This is a genomic window from Roseburia sp. OM04-10BH (assembly GCF_003462605.1).
In the GTDB taxonomy this organism is placed as follows: Bacteria; Bacillota; Clostridia; order Lachnospirales; family Lachnospiraceae; genus Roseburia_C; species Roseburia_C amylophila.
Map to the genome: position 1 here is coordinate 59000 of NZ_QTZI01000006.1, position 24502 is coordinate 83501.

The 24502-nt window shown below is 43.1% G+C and carries 24 protein-coding genes; 21 read left to right on the forward strand and 3 right to left on the reverse strand.

Features of this window, described 5'->3' with window-relative positions:
* Positions 1-224: 224 nt before the first annotated feature.
* The 4 genes from DXB43_RS07795 (at position 225) to DXB43_RS07810 (ending at position 5244) form a co-directional block, all read left to right on the forward strand.
* Positions 225-1508 carry a serine/threonine protein kinase gene (locus tag DXB43_RS07795; RefSeq protein WP_158565801.1) on the forward strand — a complete coding sequence of 428 codons (1284 nt, stop codon included), beginning with the start codon at positions 225-227 and terminating at the stop codon, positions 1506-1508.
* 6 nt (positions 1509-1514) lie between these two features.
* Positions 1515-2075 carry a hypothetical protein gene (locus DXB43_RS07800; protein ID WP_117698869.1) on the forward strand — a complete coding sequence of 187 codons (561 nt, stop codon included), beginning with the start codon at positions 1515-1517 and terminating at the stop codon, positions 2073-2075.
* Between the two features lie 366 nt (positions 2076-2441).
* Positions 2442-4259 (forward strand): glycosyl hydrolase family 18 protein, encoded by a 1818-nt coding sequence (locus tag DXB43_RS07805; RefSeq protein ID WP_199535085.1) that lies wholly within the window; start codon positions 2442-2444, stop codon positions 4257-4259.
* Between the two features lie 226 nt (positions 4260-4485).
* On the forward strand, positions 4486-5244 hold the full coding sequence (locus tag DXB43_RS07810) for an N-acetylmuramoyl-L-alanine amidase (RefSeq protein ID WP_117841858.1): 759 nt from the start codon (positions 4486-4488) through the stop codon (positions 5242-5244).
* Positions 5245-5330: 86 nt separating this feature from the next.
* Here the strand turns inward: DXB43_RS07810 and DXB43_RS07815 are convergent, their stop codons facing one another.
* Positions 5331-6371 (reverse strand): aldose epimerase family protein, encoded by a 1041-nt coding sequence (locus DXB43_RS07815; protein WP_117947280.1) that lies wholly within the window; start codon positions 6369-6371, stop codon positions 5331-5333.
* A 172-nt stretch (positions 6372-6543) separates the two neighbouring features.
* Here DXB43_RS07815 and DXB43_RS07820 point away from each other — a divergent pair, with 172 nt between their 5' ends.
* The 4 genes from DXB43_RS07820 to DXB43_RS07835 all read left to right on the forward strand — a co-directional run bounded on the left by DXB43_RS07820 (position 6544) and on the right by DXB43_RS07835 (position 9771).
* Positions 6544-7593, forward strand: a complete 1050-nt coding sequence (locus DXB43_RS07820) for an L-threonylcarbamoyladenylate synthase (RefSeq protein ID WP_117698872.1) — start codon at positions 6544-6546, stop codon at positions 7591-7593.
* Between the two features lie 11 nt (positions 7594-7604).
* Entirely contained in the window at positions 7605-8063 is a 459-nt protein-coding gene (locus tag DXB43_RS07825) for an arsenate reductase/protein-tyrosine-phosphatase family protein (protein ID WP_117698873.1), read from the forward strand.
* 1 nt (position 8064) lies between these two features.
* Positions 8065-8694 (forward strand): uracil phosphoribosyltransferase, encoded by a 630-nt coding sequence (gene upp / locus DXB43_RS07830; RefSeq protein WP_022242835.1) that lies wholly within the window; start codon positions 8065-8067, stop codon positions 8692-8694.
* Between the two features lie 591 nt (positions 8695-9285).
* Positions 9286-9771, forward strand: coding sequence for a deoxycytidylate deaminase (locus DXB43_RS07835; RefSeq protein WP_022242836.1), 486 nt, complete (start codon positions 9286-9288; stop codon positions 9769-9771).
* Between the two features lie 354 nt (positions 9772-10125).
* Here the strand turns inward: DXB43_RS07835 and DXB43_RS07840 are convergent, their stop codons facing one another.
* A complete protein-coding gene (locus DXB43_RS07840) occupies positions 10126-10311 on the reverse strand; it encodes a hypothetical protein (protein WP_117947281.1) in 186 nt (61 codons plus the stop codon).
* A gap of 262 nt (positions 10312-10573) precedes the next feature.
* Here DXB43_RS07840 and DXB43_RS07845 point away from each other — a divergent pair, with 262 nt between their 5' ends.
* The 11 genes from DXB43_RS07845 to DXB43_RS07895 all read left to right on the forward strand — a co-directional run bounded on the left by DXB43_RS07845 (position 10574) and on the right by DXB43_RS07895 (position 20464).
* On the forward strand, positions 10574-10828 hold the full coding sequence (locus tag DXB43_RS07845; RefSeq protein ID WP_117947282.1) for an AtpZ/AtpI family protein: 255 nt from the start codon (positions 10574-10576) through the stop codon (positions 10826-10828).
* Positions 10809-11216: a hypothetical protein gene (locus tag DXB43_RS07850; protein ID WP_117698876.1), complete on the forward strand. Its 408-nt coding sequence runs from the start codon at positions 10809-10811 to the stop codon at positions 11214-11216. The genes DXB43_RS07845 and DXB43_RS07850 overlap by 20 nt, the downstream gene beginning before the upstream one ends.
* Positions 11217-11295: 79 nt before the next feature.
* On the forward strand, positions 11296-11982 hold the full coding sequence (gene atpB / locus DXB43_RS07855) for a F0F1 ATP synthase subunit A (RefSeq protein WP_117698891.1): 687 nt from the start codon (positions 11296-11298) through the stop codon (positions 11980-11982).
* Positions 11983-12007: 25 nt separating this feature from the next.
* The gene (gene atpE, locus DXB43_RS07860; protein WP_007890533.1) at positions 12008-12262 is read left to right on the forward strand and encodes an ATP synthase F0 subunit C; all 255 of its coding nucleotides are present in this window, start codon (positions 12008-12010) and stop codon (positions 12260-12262) included.
* Positions 12263-12310: 48 nt separating this feature from the next.
* A complete protein-coding gene (gene atpF / locus DXB43_RS07865; protein WP_117698877.1) occupies positions 12311-12826 on the forward strand; it encodes a F0F1 ATP synthase subunit B in 516 nt (171 codons plus the stop codon).
* Positions 12814-13380: an ATP synthase F1 subunit delta gene (atpH, locus tag DXB43_RS07870; protein WP_117841864.1), complete on the forward strand. Its 567-nt coding sequence runs from the start codon at positions 12814-12816 to the stop codon at positions 13378-13380. The genes atpF and atpH overlap by 13 nt, the downstream gene beginning before the upstream one ends.
* The gene (gene atpA, locus DXB43_RS07875) at positions 13377-14882 is read left to right on the forward strand and encodes a F0F1 ATP synthase subunit alpha (RefSeq protein ID WP_022242842.1); all 1506 of its coding nucleotides are present in this window, start codon (positions 13377-13379) and stop codon (positions 14880-14882) included. Before atpH ends, atpA begins: the two co-directional genes overlap by 4 nt.
* Positions 14883-14914: 32 nt before the next feature.
* Entirely contained in the window at positions 14915-15769 is an 855-nt protein-coding gene (atpG, locus tag DXB43_RS07880) for an ATP synthase F1 subunit gamma (protein ID WP_117947283.1), read from the forward strand.
* A gap of 41 nt (positions 15770-15810) precedes the next feature.
* Positions 15811-17202, forward strand: coding sequence for a F0F1 ATP synthase subunit beta (atpD, locus tag DXB43_RS07885; RefSeq protein ID WP_117947284.1), 1392 nt, complete (start codon positions 15811-15813; stop codon positions 17200-17202).
* A gap of 11 nt (positions 17203-17213) precedes the next feature.
* The gene (gene atpC / locus DXB43_RS07890; protein WP_022242845.1) at positions 17214-17621 is read left to right on the forward strand and encodes an ATP synthase F1 subunit epsilon; all 408 of its coding nucleotides are present in this window, start codon (positions 17214-17216) and stop codon (positions 17619-17621) included.
* A gap of 371 nt (positions 17622-17992) precedes the next feature.
* Complete coding sequence (locus tag DXB43_RS07895; protein WP_243006659.1) at positions 17993-20464, forward strand: cation-translocating P-type ATPase; 2472 nt, start codon at positions 17993-17995, stop codon at positions 20462-20464.
* Here the strand turns inward: DXB43_RS07895 and DXB43_RS07900 are convergent.
* Complete coding sequence (locus DXB43_RS07900; protein ID WP_022242847.1) at positions 20427-20873, reverse strand: Lrp/AsnC family transcriptional regulator; 447 nt, start codon at positions 20871-20873, stop codon at positions 20427-20429. The genes DXB43_RS07895 and DXB43_RS07900 overlap by 38 nt on opposite strands.
* Before the next feature lie 729 nt (positions 20874-21602).
* On the opposite strand from DXB43_RS07900, the gene DXB43_RS07905 reads away from it, so the two are divergent.
* Both DXB43_RS07905 and DXB43_RS07910 read left to right on the forward strand, forming a co-directional pair.
* Positions 21603-23015: an aspartate ammonia-lyase gene (locus DXB43_RS07905; protein WP_117947285.1), complete on the forward strand. Its 1413-nt coding sequence runs from the start codon at positions 21603-21605 to the stop codon at positions 23013-23015.
* Between the two features lie 267 nt (positions 23016-23282).
* Positions 23283-24392, forward strand: a complete 1110-nt coding sequence (locus DXB43_RS07910) for a DUF362 domain-containing protein (protein WP_117947286.1) — start codon at positions 23283-23285, stop codon at positions 24390-24392.
* Positions 24393-24502: the final 110 nt, after the last annotated feature.

A 24502-nucleotide genomic window follows, 5' to 3' on the forward strand; every position in this document is an offset into this window, starting at 1 on the left:
AATCACTTCCTTATCTATAGAAAATTGTATGAAGTTTACGCCTATATTATAATGGAATCAAAAATACTTGTAAACCGGTAAAAAATATTAAAGTTTTCTAAAAAGTCTAAAAAAACAGATTTTCTATTGCAAAGCATAATTGCTTTGTGCTATAAACTATTCCAAGAGATGCGTTCCGGTTCCTTTGAAAGAAGGAAGGGGCGGAACATATAGAAACACAAATTTTGTTTGACAGATACGAGCTGTTGTCGGAGTTAGGAAGCGGCGCAGCAGGAAAGGTGTATCTTGCCAGACATCTGAAGTTGGAGACATATCGTGCAATAAAGTGTATTTCAAAGACACGTTCTATGCCGTCTTCAATTCTTTCTGAAGCGAACATTCTCGCTAAGTTACGACATCCCGGAATTCCAATTGTATATGATATAGAGGAAGATGAAGCCTTTTATTATATCATTGAGGAATATGTTGAAGGGGAATCGTTAGAGAAGTTGCTTTGGAATACGTCAGTTTCCCAGGAGTATATGATACAGATTGGTATACAGCTTTGCGGAATCGTTTCATTCCTGCACAGCCAGAAACCATTTCCGGTATTACATCAGGATTTAAAACCGTCACACATTATAGTATGTGGGAATCAGGTAAAATTAATCGATTTTGGAATTGCATCATATATTACCAGTCGTGGAAAAAATTATCAGAACTATGGAACAAAAGGTTTTGCGGCACCGGAGCAGTACGGGGAATATGAACTGCATACGGCAAGCGATATTTATGCAATCGGGGCTGTTTTTTCACTTTATATTAAGAAGCATTCCCACAAAAGCAGCCCGGCATTCCGGCATATTGTACAAAAAGCCACAAGAAAAAATCCAAACAAGCGTTACAAAAGCGCCGGGGAATTACAACAGGCACTGACCCGTGCGTTAAAGCAGAAGGGGAATCGGAAAGAGCATCTCTTAAAAAGCATATCTGTTGTGGGGGCAGAATCCGGAGTCGGAACCACCCATATAGCCATTGCACTGACTTCATTTTTTAATGCAGGGGGCGCAAATGCCCTGTATCGGGAAATTCAGTCCGAAAAGAGGGAAAAGATAAGTAATGTGGTGGAACAAATTGGGCGGAGCCGTGAGGCAGAGTGCGAAGAAGATATCGTCATCTGCCGGAATTTCCGGGGAAGTGAGTCAATCGGCAGCGGGGAAGACACACTCATTTTCGATTATGGAGCTGCAGTGGAAGAAGCCTGCATGGAAGAGGCTGAGATTACAGTACTCGTAGTGAATCTGTCTTTGTGGAAGCGGGAGGCTTCCATGAAAGCCTGGCAAACGTTACGTTGTGTACCAAATCTTAAAATTATCTGTAATCACAGCAGCCCCATGGAGGCGAGAGAATTTGCAGCTTTCATCGGAAGAGAAGTGTACTGTTATCCGAGGGACACAATGCCATTTGATGGTGGCAGAGAAAAGGAAGCATTCTTCACACAAATGCTTTCGAAAGAAGGGAGAAGATAACAAACCATGGAAGAAAGAAAAAGTATCGGAATATTTGGTGTGCAGCAGGGCGTGGGTGTGACGCATCTGTGCACTGCGCTGACCCATTACTGTGCGGACTGCCTGAAAAGTCACACGGCATTGGTGGAATTAAGTGGAAATCACGAATTGGAAGAACTGCAGAAACAGCAGCAGGGTAAATGGGGGCGGCCGGACAGAAAACACTATTTTGCAAATGCGGGAAGTGATAATATGCCGGAATATATCCGACAGGGCTATGAATATTACATCATAGACGGCGGAAGTGAGTTTTACAGGATTCGTCGGGAATTCTTGCGCTGTGACCGGAAGCTGATTCTGGTTTCCTTAAGTCCATGGAAACGAAAGGAATTAGAGTATTTTATGTCCGTCATATGGGAAGAGGAAAAGTGTTTGGATAACGTGACGTTTCTGGCACAGTTTGGGATGAAAAAAGATAAAAAAGATTTTCAGAAACAATACCGCATACCAATCCATACCCTTCCTTTTATGGAGGACCCGCTTCATTTAAAAGAAGCAGAGCGCCTGTTTTTAAAAACTTTAGTTTAACATATCACGAACGCTTATCCTTTTGGAAAAGGAAAGTAGAAAGCAGGCATGTAAATTTAACAGAAACCAAAAACAAAAAAAAGATGAATAAATAGAAATATATGCTTTTGATGTGAGAAGGTTACCCTGAATGCTTACTCACACCGCTGCAGAATGCAGCACAATGTAAAGAAAAAGAAAGGTAAGAGGCACAGACAAAAATGATAGTCTGTGCCTCTTTTTACGCGGGAAACTCGCAAAGCGTGTTTCCAGGTGGTTTTTACTTGAAATTTTCCCATCAATGACGTATGCTTATGGCAAAGAAAACAAAAATGGAAAACCATAAGAAAATAGAAATAAAACAGTAAAATACAGGAGGACGCAGGCTTGGAGAGAACGCAGCGAACGAACAGACCGACAAATGGAAATAGAAATAGAAACAGGAACCGCAGACGGAACAGAAAAAACACGAAATTAGCACCGGTTATTGTGGTAATCGTATTGATATTACTGGTGCTGCTGATTGCCGTAGGAACGAAAATTATTCAGAAATATATTCCGAGTAAAGAGCATCAGGATATGACAGAATATTATCATTTACAGGCGGATGATGATATTTCGCTGGTGGTGGATCATGAAGTGTTAGAAACACCGGGCAAATATATAGACGGCGAAGTATATGTGGATTATGAAACGGTACATGACCGCTTCAATGACCGTTTTTACTGGGATGCCAATGAAAATGTATTGCTTTATACACTGCCGGATAATCTCGTTACCGTGGCAGCAGGCAGCAATACTTATCAGGTAGGCAAGGAAAACCAGAGTGCAGATTATACAATTGTCCGGAATGACAGCAATACCATGTATCTTGCACTTGATTTCGTAGAGCAGTATACCAATATTACCCATGAAGTATATGAAGACCCGAATCGTACCGTAATCAATACCGTGTGGGGGGATGTGGATACAGCACCGGCGAAGAAGGCAACACAGCTTCGTTTAAAGGGCGGTATCAAGAGTCCGATTGTGAAAGACTTAGAAAAAGGTGAGACCCTGACAATTTTGGATGCAGGTGACAGCTGGACCAAAGCCATGACAGAAGATGGTGTTATCGGATACCTTAAGAATAAGTTTGTGGGAAAAGTAACCACTGAAACCTTGAACAATGATTTTACAGAGCCGGAATTTACCCATATTTCCAAGGACTTTACCATAGAAATGGCATGGCATCAGGTGACAACAAAGGATGCCAACAGCACCATTGCAACGGTATTGCAGAATACCAAAGGAATCAATGTAATCGCACCGACCTGGTTCTACTTAAATGATAATAACGGTAACATTGCAAACCTTGCATCGCTGGATTATGTAAACTACTGCCATCAGAATAATATTGAGGTCTGGGGACTGGTAAGCAATCTTGAAAATAAAGAAGTGGACACAGCTGCTGTTCTGACCCATACCTCTACCAGACAGTATCTGGTCAATCAGATTATTTCAGCAGCAATCCAGTACGATTTGGATGGAATCAATCTGGATTTTGAATCCTTAAACAGTGAAGCAGTGGGAGACAGCTATATCCAGTTTATCCGCGAACTTTCCTTAAAATGTGCAAACAACGGCGTGGTATTATCCGTGGACAACTATGTGCCGAGTGCTTATACCGCATTTTATGACCGGGAAGAACAGGCAAATTTTGCTGATTATGTAGTGATTATGGGATATGATGAGCATTATGCTGGTTCTGATGAAGGATCTGTTGCATCCATTGGATTTGTAACCAACGGAGTAGCCGATACCTTAAAGGAAGTACCTGCAGACCAGATCATTCTGGGATGTCCGTTCTATACAAGAATATGGGCAGAGACACCAAAGGCAGATGATGAAGAAGATACAACAGCTGCAGCAGCAGAGGACTATGTACCATATGATTTGACCAGCGAAGCTGTTGGTATGGATACGGTACAGAAACGTCTGGAATTAAATGGAGCAACGCCGACCTGGTCGGAAGAAGATGGGCAGAATTACGCAGAATATGTAAATGATGGGGTTACCTATAAAGTCTGGATAGAAGACGCAGCTTCCCTTGAGAAGAAGTTAGAAGTCATGAAGTCAAATAAACTTGCGGGAATATCTTTCTGGAAGCTTGGCTTTGAGACAGACAGCATCTGGGATACCATTATAAAATATACAAATAATTAAAGTGTAAAACCGCAACGGAGAGGCCCATGAAAAAGTTGTTATGGATATTTCCGAAGAATTCTCCAGGGATGGCGACAAAGTAGTGGAAGCCGGACAGGAACTGAAACGGATTGTAGTAGAGATTACCGAAGAAATTGCGAAGTTTAAAGTAGATTAACAGATAAAACAGGATAATTGAGCCGGCACTTTCATATTTATTATAAAGAAAAGAATTAGGAAGTGTGGTTTGAAAAAAAGAATGGAATTATATATGGCAGTTCTTCTACTGGTGGCAGTATGCCTGTTATCAAAAGAAGGAGCAGTGCTGGTAAGCAGCATGCGGGCAGCAGAAGAAAAGCCATGTATCGTTGTGGACGCAGGCCATGGCGGTGATGACCCGGGCAAAATCGGGATTCACGGCGAACTGGAAAAGGACATTAACCTTGCCATTGCAAAGAAGGTAAAAGCCCGTCTGGAAAAAGAAAATATAACAGTGATTCTGACCCGGGAGACAGACGAAAGTCTTGATAAAGGGGAGAGCGGCAGCAAAAAGGTGGCAGATATGCGTAACCGCTGCCGGCTGATTGATGAGGCGAAGCCGTTATTTACCATAAGTGTCCATCAGAACAGTTATACGGAAGAGTCCATAAGCGGAGCCCAGTGCTTCTATTTTGGACAGTCCGAGGAGGGCAGAAAAATTGCCGGGATTATGCAGGAAAGCCTGCGGTCGCATCTGGATACGGAAAATAAGCGGGAAGCAAAAGCCAATGAGAGTTATTATCTCCTGAAAAAAACGGCATATCCTACGGTAATCGTAGAATGCGGCTTCTTAAGTAATTCTGAGGAGGCCGCGAAATTATCTACCGGGGAATATCAGGAGGCAGTGGCAGAAGCTATTGCAGATGGAATTCTAGACTGTCTGGGCAATGAAACAGCAGATACAGAAGAAGCCGGCATGAGTAATGAGACTGCAGATACAGAAAAACAGAAAGTGAAACAGCATTGAAATGCATCAGAAATAAAGAAAGATTACAAAAAAGATTCCAGCCATAATGGTCTGGAATCTTTTGCGTTCTTATATTTTTTCCGGGTTTAGCCCATCACAGAAAAATGATAGAGTGTCTTGGAACGGAAATTCTCGCCTGCTTTTAAAACAACAGAAGGGAAATGTTCGATATTAATTGCATTTGGATAATGCTGTGTCTCTAAACATACTGCGGAATATGGCGGATAATCTTTGCCATCAATTCCTTTCTGATGAAGGGTATAACAAGGGACATAGAGCTGTACACCTGGCTGGTCGGTAAAGCAGGTCATCCGTATGCCGCTTTCCTTAGACTGTAAAACAGCTGCCTCTCTTAAGCCGTCGCCATTGATTACAAAGTTGTGGTCGTAAGTGCCGCCTAATTTTAACTGGACATTGTCACAGTGAATGCCGTCACCGATTTTCTTCATCTCACGGAAATCAAATGGGCTTCCCTCCACAGAGAGAAATGCACCGGTAGGACACTGTGTGTCATCCAGTTCTGTAATCGCATCTGCATCAATGCGTAATTCCTGATCTAATACGGTACCGTTTCCTTCCCCATTCAGATTGAAATAACCATGGCTGGTAACAGAAAATACAGTATCCTGATCACAGGCTGCATCGTAAACAATAGATAATTCATTGTCTTCAGACCATCCGTAGGTAACGGAAACTGTAAGGTTACCCGGATAACCTTCTTCTCCATCCGGAGAAATGCGGGTAAAAGTAACTTTATCGTCTGTAACTTTTCCGGTCCATACACGCTGACCAAATCCCGTAGGACCACCATGCAGGTGGTTTGGCCCATTATTAATGGCAAGATTGTATTCTTTATCATTTAAGGTAAAGTGCCCTTTGGCGATACGGTTGGCGCATCGACCGACAACAGCTCCCAGGCTGGCATCATCAGCAAGATACTCATCGGCATTCATTAAGCCTAAAATTACATCGGTCAGTTTTCCCTCTTTATTCGGAACCATAATCTTAATAATACGGCATCCATAATCCGAAAGTGTAACGGAAGCGCCGGATGCATTTTCAATAGTATAAAGGGAAATCGGCTGATTATCTTTGGTCATGCCAAATTCGCTTTTTGTAATTTTCATCTGGAAACTCCTTTCCATAATATTCTAGTGAACATACTGATTATGCCACACTTAGGTCTACATAGCAAGTAGGAAGTGCGGTTTTCGGGTGTTTTCGATTTTCGATGGAAATGGATTTTGAAAACAATTCCAGTTCTTGAACACATAAAGGGAACGTGATATAATAGGCGTTATGAAAACAGAAGTGATAAAAATAGACCAGAATAATATGGATACAGAAGCACTGGAACGTGCAGCCGCAATTATCCGGGATGGCGGACTGGTGGCATTTCCAACTGAGACGGTATATGGACTGGGCGCAGATGCACTGAGTGCAGAGGCATCGAAGAAAATTTATGCGGCAAAGGGAAGACCATCTGATAATCCTTTGATTGTCCATGTGGCAGAATTTTCAGACATGGAGAAAATCGCACAGGAGATGCCGGAAGAAGCAAAGAAACTTGCAGATGCATTCTGGCCGGGCCCGCTGACCATGATTGTGCGCAAGAATGATAAGGTTCCATATGAAACTACAGGGGGGATGGATACGGTGGCAGTCCGCATGCCAAATCACCCGGTTGCACTGGAACTGATCAGGAGAAGCGGTGGATATATTGCGGCACCGAGTGCCAATACATCCGGTAAACCGAGTCCGACTCTGGCAGAGCATGTAGCATTTGATATGGATGGCAGAATTCCGATGATACTGGATGGGGGTCCTGTGGGAATTGGAATTGAATCCACGATTGTTGATCTGACAGAAGACATACCAATGATTTTAAGACCGGGCTATATTACACCGAAAATGTTAGAAAAGGTAATCGGGGAAGTGAAAATGGATCCTGGAATTATTGCTTCGGATTCGCTGCAGAAGCCGAAAGCACCGGGAATGAAATATAAGCATTATGCACCGAAAGCAGATTTGATTCTGGTAGACGGAGAAGAAGAGAAGGTAGTAGCAAAGATTAATGCTTTGACAAAGGAAGCGGTTCTACTGGGGAAGAAGGTAGGAATCATCGGAACAGACGAAACGATAGACCGTTATCCGGAAGGCGAAGTGGTAAGTATTGGTGCACGCAGTGATGAGGATGCAATTGCAAAGCATTTGTATAAACTGTTGCGGGACTTTGATGAGAAAGAAGTAGATATTATTTACTCTGAGAGTTTTGCAACTCCGCGTATTGGGCAGGCAATTATGAATCGTCTGCTGAAGGCTGCAGGACATCAGGTGATTACAGTTTAGAGGAGGTTTTTATGAAGCCATACAATCGCATTGTATTCGTGGCGGAAAGCGGAACATGCAGGGCACCCATGGCGGCCGGTATTTTTCGGGAATATTCCCTGAATCATCCGGTAGAAGTGCTGGTGAGAGGTCTTGTGGTATTATTCCCGGAACCACTGAATCAGAAGGCAGAAGCTGTTATGATAAGCAATGGCATTAACATGGAAGGTTTTATGTCAAGCCAGATTACAGCAGGGGATTTTGGCGAAGATACATTGGTGCTTACAATGGAAGCACAGCAGAGACAGAAATTATTGGAAATGTTTCCGGAGGCGAAGGAAGAAAATGTCCAGGTACTGACGGAGTTAGTAGGGGATGAACTGGAAATCTTAGATCCTTACGGCGGCACACTTCAGTCATACGGGCTTTGCTTTGAGACCATGAATAAGAGTATAAAAAAATTAGTGAAATTATTAAACGAAGGAGAATGATATGTCAAAAGTATTTGTAATGGATCATCCACTGATTCAGCATAAAATCGGCTGGATAAGAAGAAAAGAAACGGGTTCTAAGGAGTTCCGTACATTAATCAGCGAAATCGCTATGTTAATGTGCTACGAGGCAACCAGGGATTTGAAACTTACCGATATCGAAATCGAGACTCCAATCTGCAAGACAACTGTAAAAGAGTTAAAAGGAAAGAAACTGGCAGTAGTACCAATCTTGCGTGCAGGTCTTGGAATGGTAGACGGAATGCTTGCAATGATTCCTGCAGCAAAAGTCGGACACATCGGACTTTACCGTGACCCACAGACATTAAAACCGGTAGAATATTACTGCAAGCTTCCAGAGGATTGCGATGAGCGTGAAGTATTTGTTGTAGACCCGATGCTGGCAACCGGTGGTTCTTCTATAGCAGCTATCCAGATGTTAAAAGACAGAGGTGTAAAGAATATCCGGTTTATGTGCATCATTGCAGCACCGGAAGGTGTAAAGGCAATGCAGGAAGCACATCCGGACGTAGACATTTATATCGGAGCATTAGATAAGAAATTGAATGAGCACTGCTATATCGTACCAGGACTTGGTGATGCAGGAGACAGAATATTCGGAACAAAATAAGTTCGAAGATATATGAAATGTGAAGGGTTCTTAAGTTGAAAGGCTTGAGAACCTTTTTTACATTACTGTCTGGCGCAGTCCACATCCTTCACTTTGAATACGGCATAAAGCCTGCAAGGGACACTAAGAATTTCGAAAAAGATACAGTCTATTCCGGCAACCGGTGCAAATTCACATCCATGTTCATCTGCACCTCACCGGCACATCCCTGTGCCGGTGTTGCCTAGAAACAGACGAAATTCCAAGTGCCCCTAACAGCCTTTATCATGTATCCCAAGTGAAGGAAGCGGGCTTCGCCCATCAAGTGGCAATCAAATATTCTATTGAGCCAAATGCACCGTTAAGAAACTCATCAGGCTTCCTGACAAGCTTACTGTTTATCTGCTTATCGAAAAACGAGTCCATCGCTTCTTTGAATTTAAGAACTGTGTCATTTCCATGAAAATCTCACAGAAACCGTATAAAACCATAAAAAAATATGGTAAAATAGCAACAGAAAAATAGCAGCGTAATGATAATAAAATGCGAAGCAGAAATAATGAAAAGTGAAATAAAAGAAAATGTAAAAAACCGCAGCAAGGAGGAAATAAAATGAGCCAGAAACGGGAAGACTATATTAGTTGGGATGAATATTTTATGGGCGTGGCAATGTTATCCGGAATGCGCTCCAAGGACCCGAATACACAGGTGGGAGCCTGCATTGTCAGTGAGGATAACAAGATCCTTTCCATGGGATACAACGGACTGCCGAAGGGCTGCTCCGATGATGAATTTCCGTGGGTGAGAGAAGGAGCACCCCTGGAAAATAAATATTTCTATACTACCCACAGCGAATTAAATGCAATTTTAAATTACCGTGGCGGTTCATTAGAAGGTGCTAAAATGTATGTGTCACTGTTTCCGTGTAATGAATGTGCCAAGGCAATCATTCAGGCTGGAATCAAGACCATCGTATATGACAGCGACAAATACCAGAATACTCCGGCAGTTATTGCTTCCAAACGGATGTTAGATGCGGCAGGCGTGCGCTACTATCAGTACACCCATACCAACCGGGAAATAAATATTACCCTGTAACGACTGGAGAAATAACGAACAATGGCAGAGGTTTACAACCAATTGAACAAATGACGAAGGTGCAGGAAAAACCCACTGGTAATATTTGTTAAAATTATGTAAAATTGTAAAATGATAAAGCTGATTTATAGACATTTTTCATAAAATATTTATAGACAATTTCCTCAAAAATGATATAATGAGCGTAAGCGAGTCATCGTGCTGACACGTTTGACGAACGGCGAATGTTGATTGTGAGCTGTATCTGCTCACAATATAATGAGCATAAGCGAGTGCAAATGGAAAGCGATTTGTTTTGAAACTTTTTGATTAGAAAGGGCATTTGTCTGATATGCGTTGAAATGCCAGCGGTTCTTAGATATGTGTTTTGCTTGATTGTGAACTGTCTTTCCGCTGCTTTGACCGGCTGCCCGGTTGTCCGTCTGCTACAGATACTTCCACAAACCCGTAAGGAGGTCTAGGCATTCTGACAAATAAGTTTATGATTCCGGCAACCGGCGCAAATTCATATCCATATTCAACTGCGCCTTGCAGGCACATTTATGTGCCTGCATTGCCGGTTGCATAACAGAATGCCAAGACCTCCTAACAGGCTTGTTTATGTATCTGTATGCAGGCGGACAACCGGTGCAGACTGTCAAACATTGGAAAGACTGTTTTAATATCAGAAAGCAAAACATATATCTTAGAACTGCGGTATTTCAGGGCAGAAGAAAAGTCCTTTCTATATCAAAAAAGTTTCTAAAATAAAAGCTTAGTATTTGCAGAGTGTTTCACGAAAATGTAAGGGAAGGAGCTATTCATGAAGAACAGAAATAAAGTGTATGATTCCTTGATTTTAATCATGCAGTTCGGTATCAACATGATAGTTCCTATTTTTTTGTGTATTGGACTCGGGGTTTTTATTTACCGAAGATACGGGCATCCTTGGCTGGTGATTCTGCTCTTTTTCCTTGGTGCGGCAGCGGGATTCCAAAATTGCTACCGGATGGCACAGAGGCTTTGGCAGAAAAAAGACACGGGAAAGGTTAAATCAGATGTTAAAAAGGATAAATGATGCATTACCGGAATTGATTCTGGGAATCCTTATATACGAAATTGTGGTGGAATTTACCGGTATCTGGTTTGTAAAGGACAAATTGGGATATTCCATCGGCCTTCTGATTGGAGCAGCAACCGCAATCGGAATGGCAGTCCATATGGCAGTGGTTCTGCGGGACAGTATGGATATGGCAGAATCCGGAAGGACAAGACGGATCGCATTGCAGTATGTGCTGCGGTATCTCGTAGTTGTAGCAGTCTTTTTTGTTACGGCATACTTTGAAATAGGCAATGTGATGGTAGCATTTGTGGGAGTAATGGGATTGAAGGTTGGAGCTTACGTTCAACCCTTTACACATAAAGTAATTTTAAAACTTTTAGGGAGAGGTGATGAATCTTCTTAGGGTGAAGAAAAATATAATATAAGGAGGTGAAAGCGTGGATAACGGAATTTTAGCAGCGGGTGCCCAGGATATAGATTTTATGATTCATGGACTGTTTTCCTATAAGATTTTCGGACATGAGGTATGGATTACGACTTCTCATGTATGTATTCTGATAATCATGCTGATACTGATTGCCTTTTCGTTTATTGTAAAGCATAAGATGAAAGCGGCAACGGAGGTACCGGGCGGATTCCAGAATGTAGTAGAACTTATGGTGGAAAAATTAGATGGCGTGGTTGACGGTGTCATGGGGAAAAATGCACCGAAGCTGGTGAATTACATCAGCACCATTTTTATCTTTATTCTCATGAGTAATATATCTGGATTATTCGGGCTAAGACCGCCTACCGCAGATTATGGAACGACACTGGCGTTGGGACTTATCACCTTTTCGCTTATCCATATCTGTCAGATAAAGTACCAGAAACCAAAGAAAATCTGGGAAGATATGTGTTCGCCGTTACCACCATGGCTGCCACTGTGGCTGCCAATCAATATCATCAGCGAGATTGCCGTGCCGATTTCCCTGTCACTTCGTTTGTTTGCAAACGTATTATCAGGAACCGTAATGATGGCATTGGTCTATGGACTGTTGTCCAAGATTGCAATTGTCTGGCCGGCAGCGCTTCATGTGTACTTTGATTTGTTCTCAGGAGCAATTCAGACGTATGTATTCTGTATGTTGACTATGACATATGTGAACCAGCAGATGGAAACAGAATAGAACAGTATAAGGAGGATTTATAATTATGAACATTACAGGACAGGATTTAATTTTAGCATGCTCAGCAATTGGTGCAGGACTTGCAGTTATCGCAGGTATCGGACCTGGTATTGGACAGGGTATTGCAGCAGGACACGCAGCAGCAGCTGTAGGCCGTAACCCGGGAGCAAAAGGAGATATTATGTCAACCATGCTTCTTGGACAGGCAGTAGCAGAGACTACCGGTCTTTATGGTCTGTTGATTGCAATGCTTCTGCTTTTCGTAAAACCACTGGTATAAAGGGCGAAGGAATGATTACGAAAAGAAAGGAGGCACAGCAGGAAGAAAATGACCAGATTATTTAATCTTGATTTTCAGTTATTGCATGATACCATCCTTATGGCGATATCCGTTTTCGTATTGTTTACCGTAATGTCTTATAACCTTTTCGAGCCGGTTCGTAAGATGTTAAAGGGACGTCAGGAGAAGATAAAGACGGAACTGGAATCTGCGGCAAGCGACCAGGCAGAAGCAGCAGAATTAAGACAGCAGTATGAAGAGAAGCTTAAGAACGTCGATAAAGAGGCGGAGGTTATCTTAAGTGAAGCCAGAACCAAAGCCCTGCGCAATGAGAACCGCATCATTGGCGAGGCAAAGGAAGAGGCTGCGCGGATTATCCGGCGTGCCAATGAAGAGGCAGAACTGGAGAAAAAACGCGTGATGGATGAGATGAAACAGGAAATGATAGAAATTGCATCTATGATGGCAGGCAAAGTGGTAGCCGCATCCATTGATACAACAATACAGGATGCCCTCGTGGAAGAAACCTTGAAAGAGATGGGTGATACAACATGGCAAAATTAGTTTCCAAAACATACGCAGATGCATTGTTTGAACTCGCCGTGGAAAAGGGATGTGAAGATGCCTGGTTAGAAGATGCGAAAGCACTTCTTGAGATTCTCCATGAGAATGAGGAACTGGCAAAATTGATGAATCATCCGCAGATTGTAAAAGAAGAGAAGATTCAGATAATTGAAAACATATTCAAGGGAAAGACCGCGGACGAAATCGTGGGATTGATGTGCCAGCTGATAGAAAAAGACCACTTTAAGGACATGGAAAGTGTGTTTACATGCTTTGTGGATTCCGTAAAAGAATATAAAAATATCGGAACGGCATATGTTATTTCTGCGGTGGAGCTGTCAATGCAGCAGAAAGATGAAATCGTAAAGAAACTATTAGAAACCACACATTATGTAGAAATTGAAATGAATTATGAGGTGGATGCATCACTCATAGGAGGCATGGTCATCCGCATAAAAGACAGGGTAGTGGACAGCAGTATCAAAACCAGGCTGCAGAAGCTAACCAGTGAATTATCCAAAATACAGTTGAAAGTAGGTGAAACCGCTTCATGAAATTGAAACCAGAAGAAATCAGTTCCGTTATCAAAGAGCAGATCGAGCGGTATGCATCCCAGCTGGAAGTGGCAGACGTAGGAACTGTCATTCAGGTGGCAGATGGAATTGCACGAATTCACGGCCTTGAAAATGCAATGCAGGGAGAACTTTTGGAATTCCCGGGCGAAGTATATGGAATGGTGCTGAACTTAGAGGAAGATAATGTAGGTGCGGTTCTGTTAGGAGATAAGCGTTCCATCAACGAAGGTGATACCGTAAAGACCACCGGACGAGTAGTAGAGGTTCCGGTCGGAGATGCATTACTGGGACGAGTAGTAAATGCACTGGGTCAGCCGATTGATGGAAAAGGACCGATTGAGACGGAGAAATACCGCCAGATTGAACGTGTGGCATCCGGTGTTATTTCCAGAAAATCCGTAGATACACCATTACAGACCGGTATTAAGGCAATTGATTCCATGGTGCCGATTGGACGTGGACAGCGTGAGCTTATCATCGGAGATAAGCAGACCGGTAAAACAGCAATTGCGATTGATACCATCATTAACCAGAAGGGACAGGGCGTAAAATGTATTTACGTTGCCATCGGTCAGAAAGCATCTACCGTAGCATCCCTGGTAAAAACATTAGAAGAATTCGGTGCATTAAGCTATACCACAGTTGTTGTATCAACAGCAAGTGAGCTGGCACCATTACAGTATATTGCACCGTATGCAGGCTGTGCAATAGGTGAAGAGTGGATGGAGAACGGAGAGGATGTATTAATCGTTTATGACGATTTGAGCAAACATGCCGCTGCATACCGTACCCTTTCCTTACTGCTTAAGAGACCACCAGGACGTGAGGCTTATCCGGGAGACGTATTCTATCTGCATTCCAGATTATTAGAGCGTGCAGCAAGACTTTCCGATGCTTTGGGTGGAGGTTCCCTGACCGCGCTGCCGATTATCGAGACACAGGCAGGAGACGTATCCGCATACATTCCGACCAACGTAATTTCCATTACAGACGGTCAGATTTATCTGGAAACAGATATGTTTAACGCTGGTTTCCGTCCGGCAATCAATGCAGGACTTTCCGTATCTCGGGTTGGTGGAGCTGCGCAGATTAAGGCAATCAAGAAGATTGCAGCACCAATCCGAGTAGAGCTGGCACAGTATCGTGAGCTGGCAGCATTTGCACAGTTTGGTTCTGAGCTGGATGCTGATACCAAAGAGAAATTAGCACAGGGCGAAAGAATCCGTGAAATGTTGAAACAGCCACAGTATCAGCCGATGCCGGTGGAAAAACAGGTAGCAATTATTTATGCTGCAACCAAGAAATATTTACTGGATATTCCGGTGGATGAGATTCTGGCATTTGAAAAAGCATTGTTAGAACTGATTGATACCAAGTATCCGGAGATTTTCGAATCCATTCGTGAAACAAAACAGTTAGACGAAGAAACAGAGCAGAAATTAATTACAGCAATTGAAGCATGTAAGAAAGATTTCAAATAGGCATGTAATATGGTAAAAGGCGGTGAGAGACTATGGCGTCCATGCGTGATATAAAGCGGCGCAAAAGCAGTATTTCCAGCACACAGCAGATTACAAAGGCCATGAAGCTTGTTTCTACCGTAAAACTGCAGAAAGCGAAGGGACATGCAGAACAGGCAAATCCGTATTTTAATTATATGTATCAGACCGTAACTTCCATGCTGGCAAAGAGCGGTTCCATCAATCATCCTTACCTTACCGGGAAAGATTCCGGGCAGAAGGCAGTGATTGTAATTACCTCGAACCGTGGACTGGCAGGAGGCTATAATGCGAATGTCGTAAAGCTGATTACAGAGAGTGACCTTCCAAAGGACAAGCTTTCCATTTATGCAGTTGGTAATAAGGGAAGAGAGTCCTTAGAACATAAGGGATATTCGATTGTAAAGGAACTTCCGGAGCTGATAGAGACACCGGCTTATGATGAGGCGTCCGCATTGGCAAGGGAAGTGCTGGCAGCCTATGAAAAAGGTGAAGTTGGCGAAATTTACCTTGCTTATACACATTTTAAGAATACGGTGGTACATGAGCCGAAATTAATCAAGCTTCTTCCGGTGGATATCGAAGATATGCCGGAGCAGGAAGAAGATAATGTGCTGATGAATTATGAACCAAACCAGGAGGAGGCGCTTAATTTAATCATACCAAAGTATGTAACGAGCCTTCTTTATGGAGCACTGGTAGAAGCAGTAGCCAGTGAAAATGGTGCAAGAATGCAGGCAATGGATTCTGCAACCAGCAATGCAGAGGATATGATCAGTGACCTGTCACTGAAGTACAACCGTGCCCGTCAGGGTTCCATTACACAGGAGCTGACAGAGATTATAGCCGGAGCATCGGCAATTTCTTAATCATATCCATAAGAATAGAGAATAAGGAGTGATAGAAAAAGATGGCAGAAACAAATATTGGAAAAATCACTCAGATAATAGGTGCTGTATTGGATATTAAATTTACCGAAGGAAAGCTTCCGGCAATCAACGAAGCAATCCGTATTACCAGAAAAGATGGTGAAGTTCTGGTAGTAGAGGTATCACAGCATTTAGGAGATGATGTCGTACGTTGTATTGCCATGGGACCAACCGACGGCTTAATCCGTGGTATGGATGCAGAGGCAACCGGTGCACCGATTTCCGTGCCGGTCGGCGAGCATACCTTAGGCAGAATGTTTAACGTATTAGGCGAGCCAATTGATAATGAGGCTCCACCACAGGATGTGGAATATATGCCGATTCACCGGAAAGCCCCAAGCTTTGATGAACAGGCAACTTCTACAGAAATGTTAGAGACAGGAATCAAGGTTGTTGACCTTCTCTGCCCTTACCAGAAGGGTGGAAAAATCGGACTTTTCGGTGGTGCAGGAGTAGGAAAAACCGTATTGATTCAGGAGCTGATTCATAATATCGCAACCGAGCATGGTGGATATTCCGTATTTACCGGTGTAGGTGAGCGTACCCGTGAGGGAAATGACCTTTATTATGAAATGAAGGAATCCGGAGTTATTGATAAGACCACCATGGTATTCGGTCAGATGAACGAGCCGCCTGGAGCACGTATGCGTGTAGGTCTTACCGGACTTACCATGGCGGAGTATTTCCGTGATAAAGGTGGAAAGGATGTACTGTTATTCATTGATAACATTTTCCGTTTCACACAGGCAGGTTCTGAGGTGTCTGCACTGTTAGGACGTATGCCTTCCGCAGTAGGATACCAGCCGACCTTACAGACTGAGATGGGTGTATTGCAGGAGCGTATCACTTCTACCAAGAATGGTTCCATTACATCCGTTCAGGCAGTCTATGTACCGGCGGATGACCTTACTGATCCGGCTCCGGCAACTACATTTGCCCATCTGGATGCCACTACTGTACTGGATCGTTCTATCGTAGAGCTTGGTATTTATCCGGCAGTAGACCCACTTGGTTCTACATCCAGAATCCTTGACCCTCGTATTGTAGGGCAGGAGCATTTTGAAGTAGCCCGTGGAGTACAGGAGATTCTTCAGAAATATAAAGAATTACAGGATATTATTGCAATTCTTGGTATGGATGAGCTGTCAGAAGAGGACAAGCTGGTAGTAAGCCGTGCAAGAAAAGTACAGCGTTTCTTGTCACAGCCATTCTTCGTAGCAACCCAGTTTACCGGTCTTGATGGAAAATATGTACCGGTAGCCGAGACCATCCGCGGCTTCCGTGAAATCTTAGAAGGAAAGCATGATGATGTACCGGAGAGCTATTTCCTGAATGCCGGAAGTATTGACGAAGTACGTGCCCGTATGAAGTAAGGGGTGAAGCCATGGCAGACGAGAAGAAAGCATTTGAGGTAGAAATCATTACCCCGGAGCGAATCTTTTATACCGGGGAAGCAACCATGATAGAATTCAATACAACAGAAGGAGAAATCGGTGTCTATCCGGACCACATTCCGCTGACAACGGTGCTTGCTCCCGGTGTTGTGACCATTACCAATGGCGAAGATGTAAAAGAAGCTGCGGTTCATGCAGGCTTTGCAGAGATTTTGGGCGATAAGGTAACACTGCTGGCAGAGATTGCCGAGTGGCCGGATGAAATCGATGAGAAGCGTGCCGAGGCAGCAAAAGAGCGTGCCGAAGCCCGTATTGCAGCTAAGGCTGCAGATACAGATATGCTCCGTGCGGAATTTGCATTGCGTAAGGCGCTGGTGCGAATTGAAGTGAAACATTAAAAACGGTGTATACAAAAGATAAAAAATGATGTAAGGAAGGTACCCTCTTTACCGTAGAAAACGGTAGAGAGGGTATTTTTTACTTTACAGGAAATTACTTTCCTGTAAAGTAAAAAACGCTCCGCGAGGATGCGCACTGCGGCGTATAAGGTAGATGTCGCAAGCGACCGCCGCAGGCGCGAGAATGTGCCTCGGCACATTCTTTGTTTCTTTTACAGGAAATTGCTTTCCGGTAGAGTGAAAAAGGGGGATATGTTTTAAAAAAGGTTTCTACATAGTTTATAATAATTTAAGAAAATATTTATACCATACCATAGGGGAAAGCTATATAATGAATTTCAAACAGAATGAAAAGGATGAAGAAACAGTTTATGAGTGAAAACAGAATGCCGGAAGAAAAACGTATCCTGCGGGGATTATCAAAGGAAGAAGTAGAAGAACGCTTTATAGAAGGATTTGTAAATAAAACAGACATCAGCACGGAGAAGAGTGCAAAGGAAATCGTAAAGTCCAATGTATTTACGTACTTTAACTTTATTTTCTTAGTCATTACGATTCTGCTTTGTGTGGTCGGTTCTTTCCGGAACCTGACTTTCCTGCCAATCATCATCGGAAATACGCTGATTGGAATTATTCAGGAATTGCGGGCGAAGAAAGTCTTAGATAAGATGAGCCTTCTGAATGCACCCCATGCCATTGTTATCCGGGATGGAGAGCAGAAGAAAATTTTATCGGAGCAGCTGGTGAAGGATGATGTCATTTTACTGACTGCAGGAACCCAGATTTGTGCAGACGCCGTTGTTCTGGAAGGTACGATTCAGGTAAATGAATCATTGCTGACCGGAGAAGCCGATGAAATTGAGAAAACATTGGGAAGCAGGCTGATGTCCGGAAGCTTTGTGGTATCAGGAGAATGTTATGCGAGACTGGAGAAGGTAGGAAAGCATTCTTACATTTCCAGGCTGACTGCAGAAGCAAAAGCGATGGGAAATGAAGAACAGTCCGAGATGATTCGCTCTATTAACCAGTTGGTAAAATGGATTGGTATTGTGATTATTCCGATTGGAATCATTTTATTCTGGCAGGGCTATATCGTAAATGGAGAGACTTTCCAGAAGAGCATTGTTTCCATGGTGGCAGCAATTATCGGAATGATACCGGAGGGATTATATCTTCTGACGACCATTGCCCTGGCACTTGGAACCATGCGTCTGGCAAAGCGGCATGTACTGCTCCATGACATGAAGAGTATCGAAGCACTGGCAAGAGTTGATGTGCTCTGTGTCGATAAAACCGGAACCATAACGGAAGCCGGTATGGAAGTGGCAAAAATTGTTCCGGCGAAGGATGCGGAAAATACATTTCTTCAGTCTCTGCTTCGGGATTATGCGTCAGCAGTGCCGGATAATAATGCTACTATGGAAGCAATTCGTGATTATCTGGAGCGGAAGGGCAAAGATAAGGATATAGATAAAGATAAAGATACAGATATCGATAGAAATGGTAATATAGATGAAACTCCGGAGACACAGAACTTTGTGACTGCCCGGCGGAAAGCACTGGAGGTTATGCCGTTTACTTCTGCGACAAAATACAGTGGTGTTGTATTTGAGGATGGAAAATATCTTCTGGGTGCACCGGAATTTGTCATGGGAAATGCCTTTGAAGAAATTGCAGATGAGATCAGGGAATATACGAAAAAAGGTTATCGTGTGCTTTTGCTGGCAAAATATTCGGGCAGTGATATCAAGGGAACCCTGACCGAAAAACCGGAGCCGCTGGGTTATGTGATTCTTTCCAATCCAATTCGTGAAAATGCGAAGAAGACCTTTGGTTATTTTAAGACTCAGGGTGTAGCAGTGAAAGTAATTTCCGGTGATAACCCGGAGACCGTATCCGAAGTGGCACGATGTGCCGGAATCGAGCATGCGGAAAAATATGTGGATGCAGGCACACTGGATACCGATGAGAAAATTTATGATGCGGCAGACCGCTATACCGTATTTGGACGGGTAACTCCGAAACAGAAGCAGAAGCTGGTACATGCATTGCAGGATGCGGGACATACCGTAGCAATGACTGGCGATGGAGTTAACGATATTCTGGCAATGAAGGATGCGGATTGCAGCGTGGCAATGGCGTCCGGAAGTGAAGCAGCAGCGCAGGCGGCACAGGTAGTTCTTTTGGATTCCGATTTTGCCCATATGCCGGATGTGGTATCAGAAGGACGGCAGGTAGTAAACAATGTGCAGCGTTCTGCCAGCCTGTTTCTGGTAAAAAATATATTCTCACTGTTAATGGCAATCTTTGCAGTGGTATCGACAATTACTTATCCGTTAGAGCCGGCACAGATTTCCCTCATCAGTATGTTTACCATTGGGGCACCGGGATTCTTACTGGCATTGGAGCCAAACCGCAACCGTATTGAAGGACGGTTTTTACGGAAAGTATTATTAAAAGCATTTCCGGCAGGACTGACCGATGTATTAATCGTTGGTTCGCTGGTAGTCTGTGGAGAAGTATTTTCTATACCTGCCTCCGATGTGGCAACTGCATCCACCATGCTTTTATGTGTTGTAGGATTTATGATTCTGATTAAAATCAGCCATCCGATGAATAAGTTTAAATATGGAATTTTAATTTTTAATATCGCCGGGCTGCTTTTCTGCGGCATCTGCTTAAACCAGTTATTTGCCATGAGCCAGATGTCTAAGATTAGTATTCTTCTGATGATTGTATTTGCTTTTGCTGCAGAGTCACTGTTCCGTTACCTGACAATCGGGGTGGAAGGAATTGCAAAATTCATCAGTTCACGGGCACATCGCGGTGCTCCACAGAAGTAGAAAATACAATTAGTGTTTTGGTTCGTCCGAAATGCTGCAGTTCGTTGATGAAGTGGTCAAGCTGGATGGTAGTCTGAAACATGACTTCCACCAGCATGGCATAATCACCGGTGACACAATTACATTCAATCACATTGGGAATTCTATCGATGAAAGGGTAGAATTCTTTTTTTTGTGCCGGTTCCACCTCAAGATTAATGAAAGCCTTAATGTGATAGCCAAAGAGCATGGGATTTACAGTGGCATGATAGCCGGTTAAAATCCCTCGTTTTTCCAACCGCTCAATCCGGGCAGAAACCGCCGGGGAAGATAAAAAGACTTCCTTTGCAATATCCTTGACCGGAGTGCGGGCATTTTCCTGTAAGATTCGGATGATGCTTTTGTCAATGTTGTCTAATTCTTTTTCCATAGAGGCTCCTTTCGTTTCCTGAAAAATACAGTTGATGTAAAAAATGAATTTATCTGCAAATATAATGCTGAAAAATGACAAATGAAATAGCAGGTAAAGTAATATATAAAATTTTGTAGCCGGTGAATATCAAATGGCAGGCAGCTGCAGAAAATATCCTCCTGACTCTGCGGGCAGATATATTTATGACACGGTTAGAGGCACTTGGCATTTTGTAGAAACATAGGCAACGCTGGTGCATGGACGCACCAGCGAGGCACAGATGAACATGGATGTGAATTTGTGCCGGTTGCCGGTTATTTTTCTATTCCTATCAAAATGCCTTAGTGCCCCTTGCCGTGGAATACATATCTGCGCAGAGGCAGGAGAATATTTTGCTGTATACACTGTCTGGATTTTACACATACAAGTATGTTGGCTTATTTTCAAGTATTATATCATACCTCTATTTTGTTGAAAAGACAGACACTTAAGAAAATAAAGAAAACAACAAACAATATTAAAATAATTAATCAAAACTACACTAAAAACAAATATAAAGCATGTTTTGACTTAAAACTATTTACCTTCTGGTCAAAGAGTGCTAGTCTTGGACAGAACCAAAAAACAAAAAATAAAAATTGAAAACAAACCCTTGTGACAATGGCGTCAGGACAGGATAAGACTGTCTTGACGCTATTTGCGTTACTAAGTAGGGTTAAAAAAATAAGAAAGAGAGAGGGAAACATCATGACAGAAGAAATGCGTATGGAATCCGATTCAATTGGAACAATGGAAGTGCCAAAGGAGGCTTATTATGGCGTACAGGCGTTGCGGGCAAAACAGAATTTTCCGATTACAGGACAGAGTCTGCATCCTGTATTTATCCGCAACCTTGCAAAAGTAAAGAAGGCAGCGGCACAGAGTAATCGGAATGCGCTGGCTCTTCCGGCAGATAAGGCAGAAGCAATTATAAGAGCCTGTGATGAAGTGATTCGTGGATGTTTTGCCGATGAATTTATTGTAGATGCTATTCAGGGTGGCGCCGGAACCAGTGCCAATATGAACATGAACGAGGTGCTGGCAAACCGTGCTAATGAATGGATGGGAGGAAGAAAAGGTGATTACAGCCGGATTCATCCGAATGACCATGTGAATATGTCCCAGTCCACCAATGATGTGATTCCAACAGCCGGAAAACTTACGGTGCTGGAACTGTTAAAACCGTTGCTGGCAGAACTGGATGAACTGGAGAGGGAGCTTCGGATTAAAGCAGCAGAATTTGATGGAATCTTAAAAATGGGAAGAACGCAGCTTCAGGATGCAGTGCCGATGCGCCTCGGACAGACCTTTCATGCCTATGCAACCATGGTAAAACGTGATTATGAGCGGCTGAAAGAAGTAAGATGTGAAATGTTTACTGTAAATCTGGGGGGAACCGCAATTGGAACTGCCATCAATGTTTCTCCGGCATATTTATCTAACGTGGTGCCGACACTGGCAAAGATAACCGGTTATCCACTGAAGCAGGCAGAGGATTTATTTGATGCTACAGAGAATCTGGATGGATTCGTGATGGTATCCGGTGCACTGAAAGCATGCGCCGTAGACCTTTCAAAAATGTGTAATGATTTAAGACTGTTATCCTCCGGACCAAGAACCGGGTTTGGTGAAATTAACCTTCCGGCAAGACAGAATGGTTCTTCTATTATGCCGGGCAAAGTAAATCCGGTTATTCCGGAAGTGGTAAGCCAGGTAGCGTTCCATGTCATTGGAAATGACACAGCAATTACCATGGCGGCAGAGGCAGGACAGATGGAACTGAATGCTTTTGAGCCGGTGGTATTTTACAGCCTTTTTGATTCCATCGATACTTTAAAAGAAGCGGTTGAGACACTGACAAAGAATTGTATACATGGAATCACAGCCAATGAGGCACACTGCCGCAGTCTGGTAGACAAGAGTGTTGGTATTTCCACAGCACTTTGCCCGTATCTTGGATATAAGAAATCTGCCGACATTGCAAAGACAGCACTCCGGGAGAACAAGAGTGTAAGAGAAATCGTTCTGGAACGGAAACTGATGAGCGAAGCAGATTTAGAGCATGTGCTGAATCCGGAAATGATGACAGAAGTACATTTTGAACAGAGAAAAGCAATGTAGCCAATATAAAAATAACAGAAGCAGCGTCACGATTGAGGAAAAGCGAAAGTTTTATCCCACGAAACCGGATGCTGCTTTTTTTCTGGTGAAATATAGAAGAAAAAATTTCATACCTGCATGCAGATTTAACGAGTGCTGAAATAATTTTAGGAACGCACAAAGATACAAAACAGTCTGCGTTTTATTGAAAAAAGCGGCGGATTATATTATGATATGAAGTATAAAAAGTGTGTAAATAATAAGCAAAAACAAGTAGGAGGAAAACGTATGGAAGCGTCCAAAGTATATTATACCAGTTTTAAAACCAGCGGCTCAGAAAATTTGTTGCAGAAGCTGCGTCGCCTTTGTATTACAGCTGGAATGAAAAATATTGATTTTGAAGATAAATATGCAGCAATTAAGATTCATTTCGGAGAGTTAGGAAATCTTGCATTTCTGCGTCCGAATTATGCCAAAGTAGTGGTGGATCTTGTAAAAGAATGTGGAGGAAAAGCATTTCTTACGGATTGCAATACCCTTTATGTAGGCAGCAGAAAGAATGCACTGGATCATATGGATACAGCATATGAAAACGGATTTACACCATTTTCCACCGGATGCCATGTGATTATCGCAGATGGACTGAAAGGAACGGACGAAGCACTGGTTCCGGTAGACGGAGAATATGTGAAGGAAGCCAAAATCGGAAGAGCCGTGATGGATGCAGATGTATTTATTTCCCTGACACATTTTAAAGGACATGAGGGGGCCGGATTTGGCGGTGCTTTAAAAAATATTGGAATGGGCTGTGGTTCCCGTGCCGGAAAAATGGAAATGCATTGCTCCGGCAAACCGGCGGTAGACCAGAGCCTGTGTGTAGGCTGTGGAGCCTGTGTAAGAATCTGTGCCCATGATGCACCACATATCACAGATGGCAAGGCAAGTATTGATGAAAATAAATGTGTGGGCTGTGGCAGATGTATCGGCGTATGCCCAAAAGACGCAGTCAATCCAACCAACTGGGATGCATCCAATCTTTTGAATTACCGGATTGCAGAGTATTCCAAGGCAGTCTGCCAGAACCGCCCGTGTTTCCATATTTCGCTGGTATGTGATGTGTCACCGAACTGCGACTGCCATCCAGAAAATGATATTCCTATTATCCCGGATGTAGGAATGTTTGCATCCTTCGATCCGGTAGCACTGGACATGGCATGTGCAGATGCCTGCAATAAGCAGCCGGTAGTACACGGCAGTGTATTGGAAGAACAGATGCAGCATGTTCATGAGAAAGACCATTTTCATATGGTGCATCCGGATACCAACTGGGAATCCTGTGTAGAGCATGCAGAAAAAATCGGACTTGGAACCCGTAACTACGAGTTAATCCGTATTTAAACGAATTTCGATACGGAAGAGATTTTATGTATTGTTTTCGTTTTCTGGATTTATCCAACGATTTTTAAAAGCAGAACACAGCTGCTTCTAATTCAGACATTTTTATTTTT